The organism is Novosphingobium sp. B 225 (genome assembly GCF_002198665.1).
Lineage (GTDB): Bacteria > Pseudomonadota > Alphaproteobacteria > Sphingomonadales > Sphingomonadaceae > Novosphingobium.
In genome coordinates, this window is record NZ_MWLM01000039.1 from 1 (window position 1) to 14,665 (window position 14,665).

General features: G+C 64.2%; 17 protein-coding genes. 10 read left to right on the forward strand and 7 right to left on the reverse strand.

Annotated features, from left to right (window positions below):
- Positions 1-40: 40 nt before the first annotated feature.
- On the reverse strand, positions 41-910 hold the full coding sequence (locus tag MNBBLIKP_RS06650; RefSeq protein WP_088308737.1) for an OmpA family protein: 870 nt from the start codon (positions 908-910) through the stop codon (positions 41-43).
- A gap of 227 nt (positions 911-1,137) precedes the next feature.
- Here MNBBLIKP_RS06650 and MNBBLIKP_RS06655 point away from each other — a divergent pair, with 227 nt between their 5' ends.
- Entirely contained in the window at positions 1,138-1,944 is an 807-nt protein-coding gene (locus tag MNBBLIKP_RS06655) for an SGNH/GDSL hydrolase family protein (protein WP_088308739.1), read from the forward strand.
- A gap of 6 nt (positions 1,945-1,950) precedes the next feature.
- On the opposite strand, the gene MNBBLIKP_RS06660 is transcribed toward MNBBLIKP_RS06655, so the two are convergent.
- From MNBBLIKP_RS06660 to MNBBLIKP_RS06670, 3 genes are read right to left on the reverse strand one after another with little or no spacing between them, the layout of a single operon-like run.
- Positions 1,951-2,370 (reverse strand): HPr kinase/phosphorylase, encoded by a 420-nt coding sequence (locus MNBBLIKP_RS06660; RefSeq protein ID WP_088308741.1) that lies wholly within the window; start codon positions 2,368-2,370, stop codon positions 1,951-1,953.
- A complete protein-coding gene (locus MNBBLIKP_RS06665) occupies positions 2,367-3,947 on the reverse strand; it encodes a sensor histidine kinase (protein WP_088308743.1) in 1,581 nt (526 codons plus the stop codon). The genes MNBBLIKP_RS06660 and MNBBLIKP_RS06665 overlap by 4 nt, the downstream gene beginning before the upstream one ends.
- Complete coding sequence (locus MNBBLIKP_RS06670) at positions 3,940-4,671, reverse strand: response regulator transcription factor (RefSeq protein WP_088308745.1); 732 nt, start codon at positions 4,669-4,671, stop codon at positions 3,940-3,942. The genes MNBBLIKP_RS06665 and MNBBLIKP_RS06670 overlap by 8 nt, the downstream gene beginning before the upstream one ends.
- A 229-nt stretch (positions 4,672-4,900) precedes the next feature.
- On the opposite strand from MNBBLIKP_RS06670, the gene MNBBLIKP_RS06675 reads away from it, so the two are divergent.
- Genes MNBBLIKP_RS06675 through MNBBLIKP_RS06690 form a run of 4 tightly spaced genes read left to right on the forward strand, consistent with a single transcriptional unit; the run spans position 4,901 to position 7,807 of the window.
- Positions 4,901-6,508, forward strand: a complete 1,608-nt coding sequence (locus tag MNBBLIKP_RS06675) for a phosphoenolpyruvate carboxykinase (protein ID WP_176399695.1) — start codon at positions 4,901-4,903, stop codon at positions 6,506-6,508.
- Positions 6,509-6,555: 47 nt separating this feature from the next.
- Positions 6,556-6,996 (forward strand): hypothetical protein, encoded by a 441-nt coding sequence (locus MNBBLIKP_RS06680; RefSeq protein ID WP_176399696.1) that lies wholly within the window; start codon positions 6,556-6,558, stop codon positions 6,994-6,996.
- 59 nt (positions 6,997-7,055) lie between these two features.
- Positions 7,056-7,415 carry a hypothetical protein gene (locus tag MNBBLIKP_RS06685; protein ID WP_088308747.1) on the forward strand — a complete coding sequence of 120 codons (360 nt, stop codon included), beginning with the start codon at positions 7,056-7,058 and terminating at the stop codon, positions 7,413-7,415.
- A gap of 2 nt (positions 7,416-7,417) precedes the next feature.
- Positions 7,418-7,807, forward strand: coding sequence for a DUF4345 domain-containing protein (locus MNBBLIKP_RS06690; protein WP_176399697.1), 390 nt, complete (start codon positions 7,418-7,420; stop codon positions 7,805-7,807).
- Between the two features lie 221 nt (positions 7,808-8,028).
- On the opposite strand, the gene MNBBLIKP_RS06695 is transcribed toward MNBBLIKP_RS06690, so the two are convergent.
- On the reverse strand, positions 8,029-8,409 hold the full coding sequence (locus MNBBLIKP_RS06695; protein WP_088308751.1) for a DUF3597 domain-containing protein: 381 nt from the start codon (positions 8,407-8,409) through the stop codon (positions 8,029-8,031).
- A 98-nt stretch (positions 8,410-8,507) separates the two neighbouring features.
- Complete coding sequence (locus MNBBLIKP_RS06700; protein ID WP_088308753.1) at positions 8,508-10,343, reverse strand: DUF885 domain-containing protein; 1,836 nt, start codon at positions 10,341-10,343, stop codon at positions 8,508-8,510.
- 116 nt (positions 10,344-10,459) lie between these two features.
- Here MNBBLIKP_RS06700 and MNBBLIKP_RS06705 point away from each other — a divergent pair, with 116 nt between their 5' ends.
- Together MNBBLIKP_RS06705 and MNBBLIKP_RS06710 are read left to right on the forward strand one after the other, a co-directional pair.
- Entirely contained in the window at positions 10,460-11,146 is a 687-nt protein-coding gene (locus MNBBLIKP_RS06705) for a DUF937 domain-containing protein (protein ID WP_088308755.1), read from the forward strand.
- Positions 11,147-11,149: 3 nt separating this feature from the next.
- Positions 11,150-11,350: a hypothetical protein gene (locus MNBBLIKP_RS06710; RefSeq protein ID WP_254912942.1), complete on the forward strand. Its 201-nt coding sequence runs from the start codon at positions 11,150-11,152 to the stop codon at positions 11,348-11,350.
- Here MNBBLIKP_RS06710 and MNBBLIKP_RS06715 read toward each other — a convergent pair whose 3' ends face one another.
- Positions 11,351-12,007: an alpha/beta hydrolase gene (locus MNBBLIKP_RS06715; RefSeq protein ID WP_088308757.1), complete on the reverse strand. Its 657-nt coding sequence runs from the start codon at positions 12,005-12,007 to the stop codon at positions 11,351-11,353. It lies immediately after the preceding gene.
- A gap of 132 nt (positions 12,008-12,139) precedes the next feature.
- On the opposite strand from MNBBLIKP_RS06715, the gene MNBBLIKP_RS06720 reads away from it, so the two are divergent.
- The 3 genes from MNBBLIKP_RS06720 (at position 12,140) to MNBBLIKP_RS06730 (ending at position 14,655) form a co-directional block, all read left to right on the forward strand.
- Positions 12,140-13,231, forward strand: a complete 1,092-nt coding sequence (locus tag MNBBLIKP_RS06720; RefSeq protein ID WP_088308759.1) for a cysteine desulfurase family protein — start codon at positions 12,140-12,142, stop codon at positions 13,229-13,231.
- Complete coding sequence (locus MNBBLIKP_RS06725) at positions 13,231-13,563, forward strand: 2Fe-2S iron-sulfur cluster-binding protein (RefSeq protein ID WP_088308933.1); 333 nt, start codon at positions 13,231-13,233, stop codon at positions 13,561-13,563. The genes MNBBLIKP_RS06720 and MNBBLIKP_RS06725 overlap by 1 nt, the downstream gene beginning before the upstream one ends.
- Before the next feature lie 141 nt (positions 13,564-13,704).
- The gene (locus MNBBLIKP_RS06730; protein WP_088308761.1) at positions 13,705-14,655 is read left to right on the forward strand and encodes a hypothetical protein; all 951 of its coding nucleotides are present in this window, start codon (positions 13,705-13,707) and stop codon (positions 14,653-14,655) included.
- The last annotated feature ends 10 nt before the right edge of the window (positions 14,656-14,665 follow it).

The window sequence follows — 14,665 nt, forward strand, 5'->3', positions numbered from 1 at the left end:
CGAAGGCGCGGTTAATAGGTCCTGACCCTAGGCCCTGACCCTAAATCCCGTCGACGCTCTTGCTGACCAGGATGTTCACCGAAACCCGGCGGTTCTGGGCTTTGCCCTCTGGCGTGTCGTTGCTGGCCAGCGGGTCGGCCTTGGCCATGCCGGTGGGGGTCAGCATGCGATAGGGTTTCCAGCGACAGGCCTGCTGCAGATAGTTGATCACGCTGCCGGCGCGCTTTTCGCTGAGGGTCTGGTTGTATTCATCGCTGCCAACCGAATCGGTGTAGCCCACTACCAGCATCAGCGCGTTGTCGGTCGCCTCGGCCATGCTGGCGGTGCTGCACAATTCGGCTTTGGCCTGAGGCGATAGCAAGGCCTTGCCGGTGTCGAAATAAACGTTGGTTGTGCTCTTGATATTGTACTTGTCGATATCGCCCATCCGGCCGCGCAGCGCCTCGGTCGCCGCGGTCTGCTCGGCAAAGCCTTGCGCGGTGGCGTTGCGGATCATGCTGGCGGTCTTGAAATCGCCGTTACGGAAAGTGACCTGACTGGCGATCAGCCCGTCCGGGGCCTGCAAGGTCTTGATCGTCACCGGCAGGCCATTGAGCAAGGCGTCGGTGCCCAGCTTGTTCTTGCCACTGCCAAACAGGCCGCCGCTGGTTTTGACCAGGGTTGTTTCGGTAAGGGCGATCGGCATGCTGGTGCCATCGGCAGTGGTGACCCGCAGCCGGGTGCCGGTGCGGGCGGAAATCACGCCTTTAACTTCGGGCCCGGCGGCCAGCTGAGCCAGATCAAGTGGCCGTTCGCCATTCACGATGATGCTGGGATCAGTCTGCGGCTGGGCGGCCAGTTGGGCCGATAGAGGCAGGGAAAGCATGGCCAGCAGGAACAGGGTTCCGGGCCGGGCGGGAATAGTACGCATCTGGTTCCTCCTTCAAGCTGCCCCTGCGGATTGCCTGTTCAGACAAACCTTGCTGGCAGATGAACAGCATGGGGCAGGGCCGGTCAAGAGCGGGCGGTTGGAGCGCGCCTTGCGGTGAACCGAACCGGGACAAACCCGCGTGTATACGTATACCCGGCGCTTGCCGAGCAGCCCGTCTGGTCTAGCCTGCCAGCAATCCGGTATCCGGAGCAGAGGGAGAGTTTGAAATGCAGCAGCGCAGAATATGGGCAGGCGCGGCGGCGGCGTTGCTGGCACTGGTCGCCGCAGGCACCGCTCTGGCTGCGCCAGCGGGCCGGTTCCAGTCCGAAACCCCGGCCCCGCGGGTTGATTACTGGCAAAAGCGTGCGGCGGACATTTCAAAGGAACTGGCTGCAAAGAAAAGCCTGCGGCCGGTGCGGATCCTGTTCGTCGGGGATTCGATCACCGATTTCTGGCACCTTGATGCCAACCCGTGGTTCCCTGGCCTCTATTGCGGCCGGGCGATCTGGGATGAAAGCTTTGGCGGCAAAGTGCCGGAAATGACCGCGCTCAACCTGGGGGTGTCGGGCGACCGGATCGAACATGTCCTGCACCGCCTGTTGCCAGCGGCCAAAGGCGGTCAGGGCTGGCTGGACCGGCGTGATCTGGCGCCTGACACGGTGTTCCTGATGCTGGGGATCAACAATTCGTTCGATGCCGAGGCGCCGGCGACTGACAGTATCTATCAGGGCGTGCTGGCCGTGGTTGCGCGCATTCAGGAACGCAAGCCCGGTGCGCGGATTGTGATCCAGTCGCTGTTGCCTACCGAGGACCCGGCCAAGAACCGCGATCTGGTGCAGCCCGTCAACGCGCGGCTGCAGGCCTATGTTGCCGCGAACAAGGGGCTGCGGTTTCTCAACCTCTATCCCGCGTTCACCGACGATCAGGGTTTGCAGCGGCGGGATCTGTTCAACGACGCCTTGCATCCCAGCCGTGCGGGCTACCGCGTCTGGCGGGACCGGCTGGTTGAATTCCTGAAGGACAAACCGGCCTGAACCGGGTCAGGCCAGCCCATAGCGTTCCAGCGCCAGCTGCGCCTTGAGCGCAAGTTCCGCGCCGCCTGGCCACAGGCGCAGCAGCGGCAGGGTAACGCCGCCCAGCGTGCAATGGTCCGCCGCTTGGATAAAGCGCGGGGCATCCCGATCCAGTCGCAGCACCAGCGCCGCCGGCACGTCCTGAGTGGTGGGGAAGGGCAGCAGGCCCAGGTTGCGCACTTCCAGCAGGCCGGTGATGCGGGGCGGGGGGCTGGCGTAAAGCCGGTCAGCGCGCCGTTCCAGCGTTACCCCGTCATCCCCCACCAGAGTGGCGCCGCGATCGATCAGGGCCAGCGCAAGCGTGCTCTTGCCGCTACCACTGGGCCCTTCGATCAATATGGCGCGGCCGCCAATCGCAACGCAGCTGGCCGCATGGACCAGGCTCATTCCTCGTCCTCTTCATCGGCCACGGTTGGCAAATTCAGCACCAGCCGCGCACCGCTCTGGCCATCGCGGCGATCGGTCGCGGTCAGGGTGCCGTCATGCGCTTCGGCGATGGTCCGGGCGATAGCCAGGCCAAGGCCGGAATGACTGCCGAAATCCTCTTCGCTGGGGCGCAGTGAATGGAAGCGTTCGAACACCTGTTCGCGTGCTTCGATGGGAATGCCGGGGCCCTGGTCGATGACTGCAAGCAGAACCCGGCCGTCGCGCCGTTCCAGCTCTACCCTGACTTCGCCCCCTGATGGGGAGAAGGACACCGCATTGTCGAGCAGGTTTTCCAGTACCCGTTCGAGCCGCGCGGCATCGCCTGGCACTTCAAACGGGCCGGGGCCCTGCGGCGCGACGGCGACTGTGCAGGTGCTGCCGGTCGCCCGTTCCGCCCGGGCGCGGACCAGCATGGTGGCGAGCGCACCAAGATCCACGGGGACAAACTGGGTGCGGCTCAATTCCGCGTCGATCCGGCTGGCTTCGGCGATCTCGGTTACCAGTCGGTCGATCCGGCGAACATCGTGGGCAGCGATCCGGGTCAATTCCTGGCGCAGCGCCGGGTCCTGCACTTTCTCAAGCGTTTCAAGTGCGCTGCGCAGTGATGCCAGCGGGTTCTTGATTTCGTGCGCGACATCGGCGGCAAAACTTTCGACCCCGTCGATATGGCGGCGCAAGGCGGCGGTCATATCGGAAATCGCGCGGGCGAGCAGGCCGATCTCATCACGGCGTTCGGGCAGGCGGGGCACTACCACGGCGCGGTCTCGCCCCAGGCGCACCCGCACCGCTGCCCGAACCAGCGTGCGCAAGGGCTGGACGATGGTTCGCGCCAGGAACAGCGAAAGCTGGATCGAGATGATCAGCGTAACCCCCAGCACGATTGCCAGCGTCTGGCGCGCATCGCGCACCGATTGGGTAATGTCGGTGGCGTTGCGGGTGGTCAGCAGCAACTCTCCCCGCACGCCCACCGGTGCGGCGGCGTTGATTACCGGGGTTTCGTCTGGCGCGGCGCGCTGCACCACCACGGCCTTTCCGCTGGCCATGGCCTGCGCCAGTTCGGGCCAGGCAGAGGAGCTTTCTTGCGGCGGATCGCGGTAGGGGGGCAGCGGCGGCGTGCCGAGCAGGAAATTCATCCCCCGGTCAAGCACGCGGCCACCCTTGAGGTACAGGCTTTCCCCCTCAGGATCGATGAAAGTAAAGGTCGGCCCGGCGATCTGGAAACTGTCGAGCAGCAGCTCGCCCTTGGAATTGTAGAGCCGCAGCCGCAATTTCTGTTCGCGCGCCACCCGGTCAATCAGGGCGCGGCGGCCGGATATCGGGGTTTCGGACAGGCCATCAGCGGTGATCGCCGCCTCGGCCTGGGCCAGCCGGAACCGCTCTGCCAGCAGCTGCTTGCGGTAGCTGTCGAGGTAAAACAGGCTTCCCGCCATCAGTCCCAGCGCGATGATGTTGACCGCCAGAATCCGCGCGGTGAGCGAAGTGCGGCGAGTCCAGAACAGCTGGATCGGGCCGTCGCGCGGTTCGGCCGGATCAGCCATCGGTAAAGGAATAGCCCGCGCCATACAGCGTTTCGATCGCCGAAAATTCGGGATCGGCGGCGCGGAATTTGCGGCGCAGGCGCTTGATGTGACTGTCAATCGTGCGATCATCGACGAACACGTCGTCACTGTAGGCTGCGTCCATCAGCTGGTTGCGGCTCTTGATCACGCCGGGGCGCGCGGCCAAAGCTTCCAGGATCAGGAATTCGGTGACGGTCAGCGATACCGGCTGTCCGGACCAGGTCACGTGGTGGCGGGCCGGATCCATCGCCAGCCGCCCGCGTTCCAGCGCGTCGCTCGGCGGCTCGCTGGGGGTTAGTTCCACTTCGCCGCGGATCAGTTCGGCCCGGCGCAGGATCGCACGGATCCGGGCGACGAGCAGGCGCTGGCTGAACGGCTTGGTGATGTAGTCATCCGCGCCCATGGCCAGGCCCAGCGCTTCGTCCGGTTCCTCGTCCTTGCTGGTCAGGAAGATCACCGGCAGGCCGCTCTTCTCGCGCAGCTGGCGCAGCAGTTCCAGTCCGTCCATCCGCGGCATCTTGATGTCGAACACGGCGAGGTCTGGCGGGTTTTCAAGCAGCGCCTTGAGCGCGGTTGCCCCGTCCGAATAGACCCGCGTGGCGAATCCTTCGGCCTGCAGGCCAATCGAGACCGTGGTCAGGATGTTGCGATCGTCATCAACCAGCGCGATCGTCTGCTGCGGAGTGGGGGCACTGTCGGCCATACGGCTCTTGGCATTGTTGTGCGGGGTGAACGGGTTAGCCTGTCTGGGGGCATGTGGCAAATGGCCATGCTGACATCGATGTAAACGATTGATTGACAGCCTTTTTGCCGGAATAGCCAAGCTTGTTTGACGGAATCGCCGCGCTCGACTATGCGCCCCTCGACTCTTCTGCATTCGTATGCAGCGGCCGGGCGCGCGGCGGTGTGCGCTCACAACCTGATTGACGGAGATGACCTTGACCGGTGCGCTTTCCTATCCGCTTGAAAAGCAGGGCATTTCAACCAACGCGAAGCTACTCGCCAACCTCGGCACCGCGCCGCTGGTGGAACATGCGTTGCAGCGCGGCGAAGGCCGACTGACCAAGGACGGTGCGCTGCTGGTCGATACCGGCAAGTTCACCGGGCGCAGCGTGAAGGACAAATTCGTTGTCCGCGACGATGCCACCGAAAGCACGATCAACTGGGGCAAGATCAACCAGCCGATGTCGGGTGAGCACTGGGCGAACCTCAAGGCCGATTTCCTCGCCGCGATCAAGGACAAGGACGAACTCTTTGTTGCCGACCTGTTCGGCGGCAGCCAGCCGGAATACCGTGTCGCCGTGCGCGTCATCACCCAGATGGCCTGGCACAGCCTGTTCGTGCGCACCCTGCTGGTGCGCCCGACGGCGGAAGAACTGGCCAGCTTTGCGCCCGAATACACCATTCTCAACCTGCCCAGCTTCAAGGCTGATCCGGAGCGTCACGGCTGCCGCAGCGACACGGTGATCGCGGTCAACTTTACCGAAAAGCTGATCCTGATTGGCAACACCGAATATTCGGGCGAAATGAAGAAGGGCGTGTTCGGCCTGCTCAACTTCCTGCTGCCAGCACAGGGCGTGATGCCGATGCATTGCAGCGCCAACATTGGCCCGGACGGCACCAGCGCGATCTTCTTTGGCTTGTCGGGCACCGGCAAGACCACGCTTTCGGCTGACGCCAGCCGCACGCTGATTGGCGATGACGAGCATGGCTGGTCGGATCAGGCCGTGTTCAATTTCGAAGGCGGCTGCTATGCCAAGATGATCAACCTTTCGGCCGAGGGCGAGCCGGAAATCTACGCCACCACCAAGATGTTCGGCACGATCCTTGAAAACGTGGCGATGGATGAGGCGACGCGCGATCTGGACTTCACTGACGCCAGCAAGACCGAGAATACCCGCGGCGCCTATCCGATCGAATTCATCCCCAACACCAGCGATGAAAACCTCGGCCCGCCGCCGTCGAACATCATTTTCCTAACAGCAGACGCCTTCGGTGTGCTGCCTCCGATCGCGCGGCTCACGCCCGAACAGGCGATGTACCACTTCCTGTCGGGCTACACCGCCAAGGTGGCCGGCACCGAAATCGGCGTGACCGAACCGGAAGCGACCTTCAGCACCTGCTTCGGCGCTGCCTTCATGCCGCGCCACCCCTCGGTCTATGGCAACCTGCTGAAGGAACGCATCGCCAAGGGCGGGGCGCAATGCTGGCTGGTCAACACTGGCTGGTCGGGCGGCAAGGCCACCATGCCGGGGATCAAGCGCATGCCGATCAAGGCCACCCGTGCGCTGCTCAACGCTGCGCTCGATGGCAGCCTGAACGAGGTTGAATTCCGCAAGGACCCGAACTTCGGCTTTGAAGTGCCGGTTTCGGTGCCGGGTGTGGACACCAAGCTGCTCGATCCGCGCGGCGCCTGGGCCGATGCTGCGGAATACGACAAGACGGCGCGTGAACTTGTCCGCCTGTTCGCGGATAACTTCCTCCAATTCGTTGATTACGTTGACGATAATGTAAAGGCAGCGGCACTGGTCGCTGCCTGACCTGACCCGGAAGCTGCCGGGTCGATAATGACCCGGAGCTTCCGATCATGTCCGACCATCCAATCCGATTTTTTGAAACCGCCGGTGCCATTCGCCATGTCGGCGAAGGCTTGCTCGCGCGCACCTTGCCCAAGGCCGAATGGACCCATGAAGCGCATCTGGCCGCCTGCCTGTGGCTGCTGCTCGAACGTCCTGACGTCCACCCCGAAGCCGATTTGCCCGGCATCATCCGCAGCTACAACGCAGCCGTGGGCGGCGTGAACGATGATACCCAGGGCTATCACGAAACGCTGACCCAGCTGTACATCACGGGCACACGGCGCTTCCTGGCGGGACTGGTAGAGCGCGACTTGCTGAGTTCTGTCAATATGTTGCTGGCCAGTCCGATGGCGCACCGCAACTGGCCGCTCAGCTTCTATTCACCCGATCTGCTGTTTTCGGTGCCCGCGCGGCGGGGCTGGGTGGAACCTGATCTGGCCGCGATTTGACTTGGAACTGCCATCTCGGGGGCGCATGATCGCGCCTTCCACTTTTCAGGAGTCGCAACATGGGTATTTTTGACAGCATCCTTGGCCAGGTTGGCCAGCACGCCGACGTTGGCAACCTTGCCAGCAAGCTGGGGATTGATCCGGCAATGGCCGAAAAGGCGATCGCCGCACTGGGCCAGTCGCATGAAGAGCCGGGCGATACGGTCGAAGCCGCTGCCGCCAAGACCGGGCTTGATGCCGGCATGCTCAACCAGATCGTTGAGCAGATCGGTGGCACCGGTTCGCTGGGTCAGTACGCGCAGATGCTGAAGGACAGCCCGATCGCTTCGGGGCTGCTGGGCCAGCTTGACCGTGACGGCGATGGCAATCCGCTCAACGACATTGCCGGCATGGCTGCCGGACTGTTCGGCAAGAAATAAGCGTGGGCCAGCGGCTGCTCCGCTGGTTTCTGGTTGCATTCGGGGCGGTGTGCGCAGCCATCGCCCTGGTGCACATTGCATTCGGACCGGCATCGATCCCCGGATCGGTGCCGGTCAACGCCATTATGGACAGCGAAGACCGGTTCTATGCCACGCTGTTCCTGGGGTTTGGCCTGGCCCACATCTGGGCCGCGCAGGACTTGTCGCAGCGTTCCGGCCTGGTGCTGGCGATGCAGGCCGTGTTCTTTGCGGGCGGTCTCGCGCGGCTGATTTCAGTCGTGGCGGTGGGCTGGCCGAGCGGGCTGTTCATCTTTCTTGGCGGGCTGGAACTGGTGATCCCGGTGGGGGTCTGGTGGGGGCTGAAAGGCAAGCCCTTCGTCTCAGACCCATAACCAACTGGGAAGGAAGGATTGATTTGTTTGCCCTCTCCGCTTGAGGGGAGAGGGTTGGGAGAGGGGAGTGCGCGGCGCTGCCCCTCTCAACTCCGGCCAGGCAGACAAGCTGCCAAGCCTGCGTATCTCTCACCCAAAGGGGAGAGAGCCACTTTCCCGACCAAACAAAAAAAGGCCGCCACGGTTTCCCGCAGCGGCCTTTCCTTTTGCTGTAATCGCGATCAGTCAAGCATGCTGGCGGGCACGCGGCCACCGTTGGCGGCCAAAGCGTTCATCACTGCCTTGTGCAGCGCGATATTTTCTTCGGCCGAACCCGAATAGTCGGCATCGCCAAGTTCGTGGGCCAGTGATTTGCGGTTTTCAAAGCTGGCATCGATGCCGAGCAGCTTCATCAGGTCAACAATCGAGCTCTGCCAGTTGAGATCGGCCGCGCCGGTCATGGCGTTGAGGCTGGCTTCAACGTCCACTTCCGCCATAGCGGCGGGAGCGGCCGGGGCAGCTTCAGGTGTGGTCATCGGGATCGCCGGGGCTTCTGCGGCCGGGGCGGGCGCTTCTTCCTTGTGGCCGAAGATGGCGTTCTTGATCTTGCTGAAAATCGACATGGGATGCGACTCCTAAGGCTGGGCGGCGAATCGGGATTGATCCGCCGGTTCCCCCTGATGGCAACTATTTAGCAGCAATTGGATGACAGCAAAGCGCTTCAACCAAGCTGTCCCGCGATGTAACGCGATACGTTCTGCGCCAGCACGTCCAGCGGCACATTCCCGCCGGTTACCACCGCATCGTTGAAATCGCGCAGGTCATATTTCGCACCCAGCGCTGCCCTGGCGCGTTCGCGCTGGGCCAGGATTTCGCTGTGTCCCATCTTGTAGCCGCAGGCCTGACCGGGCCAGGAACAATAGCGATCAACCTCTGGCGCGACCTCGCTCAGACCCGATCCATTGGTGCTGGCAAACCACTGCACCGCCTGATCGCGGGTCCAGCGCTTGGCGTGGAGCCCGGTATCCACCACCATCCGGCAGGCGCGGAAAGCGATCGATTGCAGATAGCCAAGCTGACCCACCGGATCGCCATCATAGGTGCCCAGTTCATCCCCCAGCGTTTCGGAATAGAGTGCCCAGCCTTCGCTATAGGCGTTAAAGGCGAGGATCGAGCGGATCAGCGGCAGGCTGTTGGCATATTCGCCCTGCCAGACGTGGCCGGGAATGCCTTCGTGAAACGCCAAAGTCGGCAGGCTGTAGCGGCTATGGCGATCGACATCACCAAGATTGAGCCAGATCTTGCCCGGGATCGTCCCGTCGATCGATCCCGCCCCGCCATAAGCCCCGGGCGCGCCGGCTTCTTCCGCCGGAGGCAGGCGGCGGATTTCCAGATTGCCCTTCATCAACGTGCGGAAGGCATCGGGCAGGCGGGTGCGGATAAAGGCAATCTTGCTTTGCATCAGCGCGATGATTTCGGCGCGGCCCTTGTCATCGTTGCTGAAGCTGAACCGTGGGTCCTTGCCCAGCGCGGTCATCCGATCGCCCACTGTGCCGCTGGTAAAGCCCAGCCCGCGCAGCAGGGGATCCATTCGGGCGTGGAGCAGATCGAGCTGTTCCAGTCCCATCTTGTGCACTTCGTCCGGGGTGCGGCGCGTAGTGGTGCTGGCACGCAGGCCCCAGGCGTACCATTCATCGCCGCGCGGGCGCGCCCACATGCCGGCATCGTCGCTGGCCTTGGCGCGCTGAGCCTTGAGCTCGGCCAGCTGGCGGGCCAGCGCGGCGGCGACCGGGCCTTTGGCAAGTTCGCTCGCGCGGCGCTCCCAATCACCAGGAATCGCCGTGCTGCGGCGGACCAGCGATTGCACGATATCCCCGCACGCGGCCGCATCGCCCTGGGCCAGCCCCAGTTGGCGGATCGCCTTGTCGAGCAGGAACGATGGCGCGATTGCACCGATCCGACCGGCTTCGATCAGCCGTTCCAGTTCACCATCAAGCTGCGCGGGCATGGCGCTGAGCCGCGACAGGTAAGCCTCGGCATCGGCCGCATCGCGCACCGGATGATCGCCATCGAGGAAGCGCGGAGTATCGAGATAGGCGCCGACGTTCTGGATCACCACATAGGGCGTGTTGCGCCACCCCCCGATTGCGACATCGCCATAGGGCAGGGCAAAGCCATCGAGGGCGACCGAAAACGCGCTGTTGACCACGGCCAGGCTGGTCTGGGTGGCAGGATCGAGCGCGCCGGGATCGACCGCTGCGACCTGTTTTAGCGCTTTGCGCAGCAGGGCCACAAGCTGAGCCTGCCCGGCCTTTGAGCGGTCCCCCAACTTGCCACGCAATGCCGCATGGGTGCCGGTATCGACGCCAAGGCTGGTCGCCTGTTCAGGGCTTGCTTCCAGCAATTGCCAGGCAATGCCATCAAGCAGAGCGGCAGCATCGCGCGGTGCAGGGGTTGAATGCGCGGTGGCCGCGCAGCCATCGAGCAGCATGGCGGCGCTGCCTGCGCCAAGCAGGGCAAGCGTATCGCGCCGGGTGGTGGTGAATTGCCTCGTCATGACGTCAGACTGCTGGCAGCTGTGCGGTGTGTCAAACCCTGCTCGACAAGCGCCGGTGTAAATGTCTAGATCACAGGCACATTGGCCACTCCCGGCCGCGAAAGGGTTCGCAGAACATGGCAGCTTCCGATCTTATCAACATCCTGCAACAGACCGGCGGGATTGGCGCAATCGCCGAACAACTCGGCATTCCCCCGGCCATGGCAGAGGCTGGAGCAGGCGCGTTGCTGCCGGCCGTGGTCGGCGGGTTCAACAAGACCGCACAGGCGCAGGGCGGCGGCGAAAGCGGATTGGGCGGCCTGATCAATATCCTCGGCTCGCTTGGCGGAGCAGGGCTCGCCACCAACGTGCTCGGGCCCGAACCGACCAATGTCGATGCTGGCAATTCCGTGCTGGGGCAGATCTTTGGTTCGAAGGATGTCAGCCGCACCGTGGCCGATCACGCCAGCGGGCAGACCGGGATTGATCCCGCGATTCTCAAAAAGATGCTGCCGCTGCTGGCGATGCTGGTGGCAGGCTACCTTTCGCACCAGGGCGGCGGTGCGCAGCAGGATCAGCAAGGCGGCGGGGGTCTAGGCGGGATGCTCGGCTCGGTGCTCGGCTCGGTCATGGGCGGCGGGCAGCAGGGCGGCGCGGGCGGAATGCTCGGTTCCGTGCTGGGTTCGGTGCTGGGCGGTGGGCAGCAACAGTCTGCCCCGGCAGGCGGCGGCGCGCTGGGCGGGCTTGGTTCGCTGCTCGATCTGGATGGAGACGGCAATCCGCTTGACGACATTATCGGCATGGCGGGCAAACTGGCGCGCTAAGCCATGTTGAGCACGGTCCTGTCGGTGGTGATGTTGGCGGTGCTGGGATTGCCGATTCTGGCAATTACCATGTGGCGCAAGGGCAATCGCCGTCAGGCCGTGCTGATGCTGATACTGGCCGTGGTTGCAGCGGTGAATCTGGCAATCTGGACGCTGCCTGACGCCACCGGGTCCAGCCCGGTGGCGCAGCAGCTGACGCGGTAGTTACCGGATCGGGCAATCCGGCGACAGGCGCATGTCGAGGTAATTGTCCACCGAACGCATCAGATCTTCCTGTTCGTTTTCGAAGAAGTGGTTCGCACGGGGGATTTCTTCGTGGTGGATGGTGATGTGCTTTTGCGTGCGCAGCTTGTCGACCAGCTTTTGCACCGCGTTCGGCGTCACCACCGTGTCCGCCGCGCCCTGAACGATGATCCCGCTGGCCGGGCATGGGGCCAGAAAGCTGAAATCATACATGTTGGCTGGCGGCGCGACCGAGATGAAGCCTCGGATTTCCGGGCGGCGCATCAGCAATTGCATGCCGATCAGCGCGCCAAAGCTGTAGCCCGCGATCCAGGTGGTGCTGGCTTCGGGGTGGATCGACTGCACCCAGTCAAGCGCGGCTGCGGCATCGCTCAGTTCGCCAATGCCGTTGTCAAAGCTGCCCTGGCTGCGGCCCACGCCGCGAAAGTTGAAGCGCAGCGTGGCAAACCCGCGCGCCTGGAACGTCTTGTACATCGCCATGGTGATCCGGTCGTTCATCGTGCCTCCGGCCTGCGGGTGCGGATGAAGGATCATGGCGACGGGCGCACGGGCGCGCGAAGCGGGTTGGAAGCGGCCTTCGAGGCGGCCTTCGGGTCCGGGGAAAATCACGGAAGGCATGAATTGCGTACCTGTTCCTGCTGGCGCCCCAGTCGCGGCGGGCGGTTATTCGCCATGCCGGGCCGGTTGGGGCTATGATCGGAAAGCAGGCGCTATATAGAAACGCAGGTCCGAAAAGCAACGATTGCGAACATGTCCGCGAAATTCATCTACCTTGACCACCAGGCGACCACGCCGCTGGCCCCCGAAGCCCGCGCGGCAATGCTGCCGTGGATGGGCGGGGCAGAGGGGATGGGCTTTGCCAATCCGCACTCGATGCACCGTGCGGGTCGCGCGGCTGCGGCGGCGGTAGAAGTGGCGCGAGAACAGGTCGCGGGGCTGTTGCCCAAGGGCGGCCGGGTAATCTTCACCAGCGGCGCGACCGAGGCGCTCAACCAGGCGATCCGCACTATGGCGCACACCCGCATCGCCTATTCCGCGATCGAGCATTCGGCAGTGGTCAACCCGGCGGTTTCGACCGGGGCGGAATTGCAGGAACTGCCAGTCGGGCCGGATGGGCTGGTCGATCCGGAGGTTGAGATTGCTACGGGCACCAGCCTCGTCGCGGTGATGCAGGTCAATAACGAGATCGGCACGGTGCAGCCCGTGGCCCGCCTGGCCGAACGCGCGCACGATCTGGGCGCGCTGTTCCTGTGCGACGGTGTGCAGGGCGCGGGCAAGCTGGCTCCACCGGAAGGGGCGGACCTGATCGCGGTCACCGCGCACAAGCTCTATGGCCCCAAAGGGATCGGCGCGCTGTGGGTGCGCGACGGGGTCAAAGTGGGGGAGCTGATCCACGGCGGCGGGCAGGAAGGGGGGCTGCGGTCCGGCACACTGTCACCCGCACTCTGCGCCGGGTTCGGCGCGGCGGCGGCCTTGGCGAAAGAGCGTATGGAGGCGGATTTTCGGCACCTGTCGGGGTTGGCGGAGCTCGCCCGGTCGATCCTCTCGCGCTGGTCTGTCAACGGCAGCGAGACCGCGCGCTGGCCCGGCAACCTCAATCTGCGGCTGGAGGGAGTGAATTTTCCCCGGCTGATGAGCGATTGCCGCGACGTGGCCTTTTCCGCCGGCTCCGCCTGCGGCAGCGGCACCGGTGCGCCCAGCCGGGTGCTCAGCGCGATCGGTCTGGAGCCAAAGGCCGCGCGCAATTCGATCCGGCTGGGGTTCGGGCGCTATACCACGCGCGAAGAAGTAGAAACGGCCTGCATGGCAATCGAAGCCGCAGTGCAAGCGCAGGGAATATGATGGTCAAGGTCACTTTCATTACCGCCAAGGGTGAACGCGTGGAAGCCGCGGCGGAGCCGGGCGCGCGCCTGCTCGAAGTGGCGCAGAGCGCCGACATGCCGTTGGAAGGGACTTGTGAAGGACAGATGGCCTGCTCCACCTGCCACGTCATCGTCACGCCCGACTGGTTTGGCAAATTGCCCCGCGCCAGCGAGGATGAGGAAGACATGCTTGATCTTGCCGCCGGGGTTACCCGCACCAGCCGTCTGGCCTGCCAGATCGTGCTGGACGCAGCGCTTGACGGGCTGGAGGTGCGGATTCCGGGTGAGAGCCGGGATATGCAGCGACGGTAGGTCCGGGCGCTTGATCGCCCTCGTTGGGCAGGATCAAGGTGGAACTACGCATTTGACCCTAACTCTCGCGCAGCCTCGCGCTAACCTTGATCGCCTATTCACCTTGGCCAACCGCGCAGTTCCGCGCCGTGGGGCCTGGCGATGGCAAAGACAAAACCGCAAGCCGATGAAGGGCTCGACAGCCTGCTGGGCGAACTCGATGCCATGTCCGCGCCGGCCGAAGCGCCAGCGGATGATCTGGACAGTCTGCTCGATGAATTGGGCGATCTTGACCTCGACACCATCGAAGTGCCTGAAGCCGAGGCAGACGTGGGCGTTGATTCCGCGCCGCCCGCACCCCTGCCGCCTGCCGCCAAGGCCAGGCCTGCCCGCCGTCGTCTGGCCCTGATCGCGGCCGCCATGCTCGCCAGCCATGGCGCGGTGTTTGGGCTTGGCTATTGGCTTGGTACCAGCAATGCGCCGCACCAGGAAGCGGCGGCCCACGGCGGCGAGGCTGCTCCGCTTGAAGGCGTGCTGCGCCATGTCGGCCATCCTGCGGATCTGCGGGTCGATGGCCACCTGATCTTCACAACCCCCGAAGTGCGCGATGCGGTGCTTGAACTGGCTGGGGGGCAATCATTGGCCGATGCTCTCGCCAAATTCTCGCGCCGGATCAAATCGCTTGGCCCGGTTACCCGCAATGGTGACCTGATCGAGGCCAAGGCATGCAACCCAGCGGCTTGCGCGGCCGAGGCGTTCAGCTTGCGCTATGACACCCACACTCGCCAGGTCTGGGTCTGCCAGACCGCACCTTATGCGGGCGGTGCCAGCCTTTCGTATCTGTATGGCGAGGAAGGCATGGAAGAGGTCGCGCGCTGCGTTGATGCCGGACCCATGCCGACCCAGCGGGTTCCGGCGGAGGATGCCGCTGAACCGGCACCGCAGGAAACGTCGGCCGAGCCCGAATCCGGCCACGCTGCCACGCATGAAACCAGCCTTGAACCGGCGCACCCACCGGCCCATTCACCAGGTCACTCACCGGCCGAACAGCCGCGACAGCTGGCCCGTCCGGGGCGCGCTCCGCCCGTTGCGGATCATTCCGCCGTGGATTGATCGGCTTGGG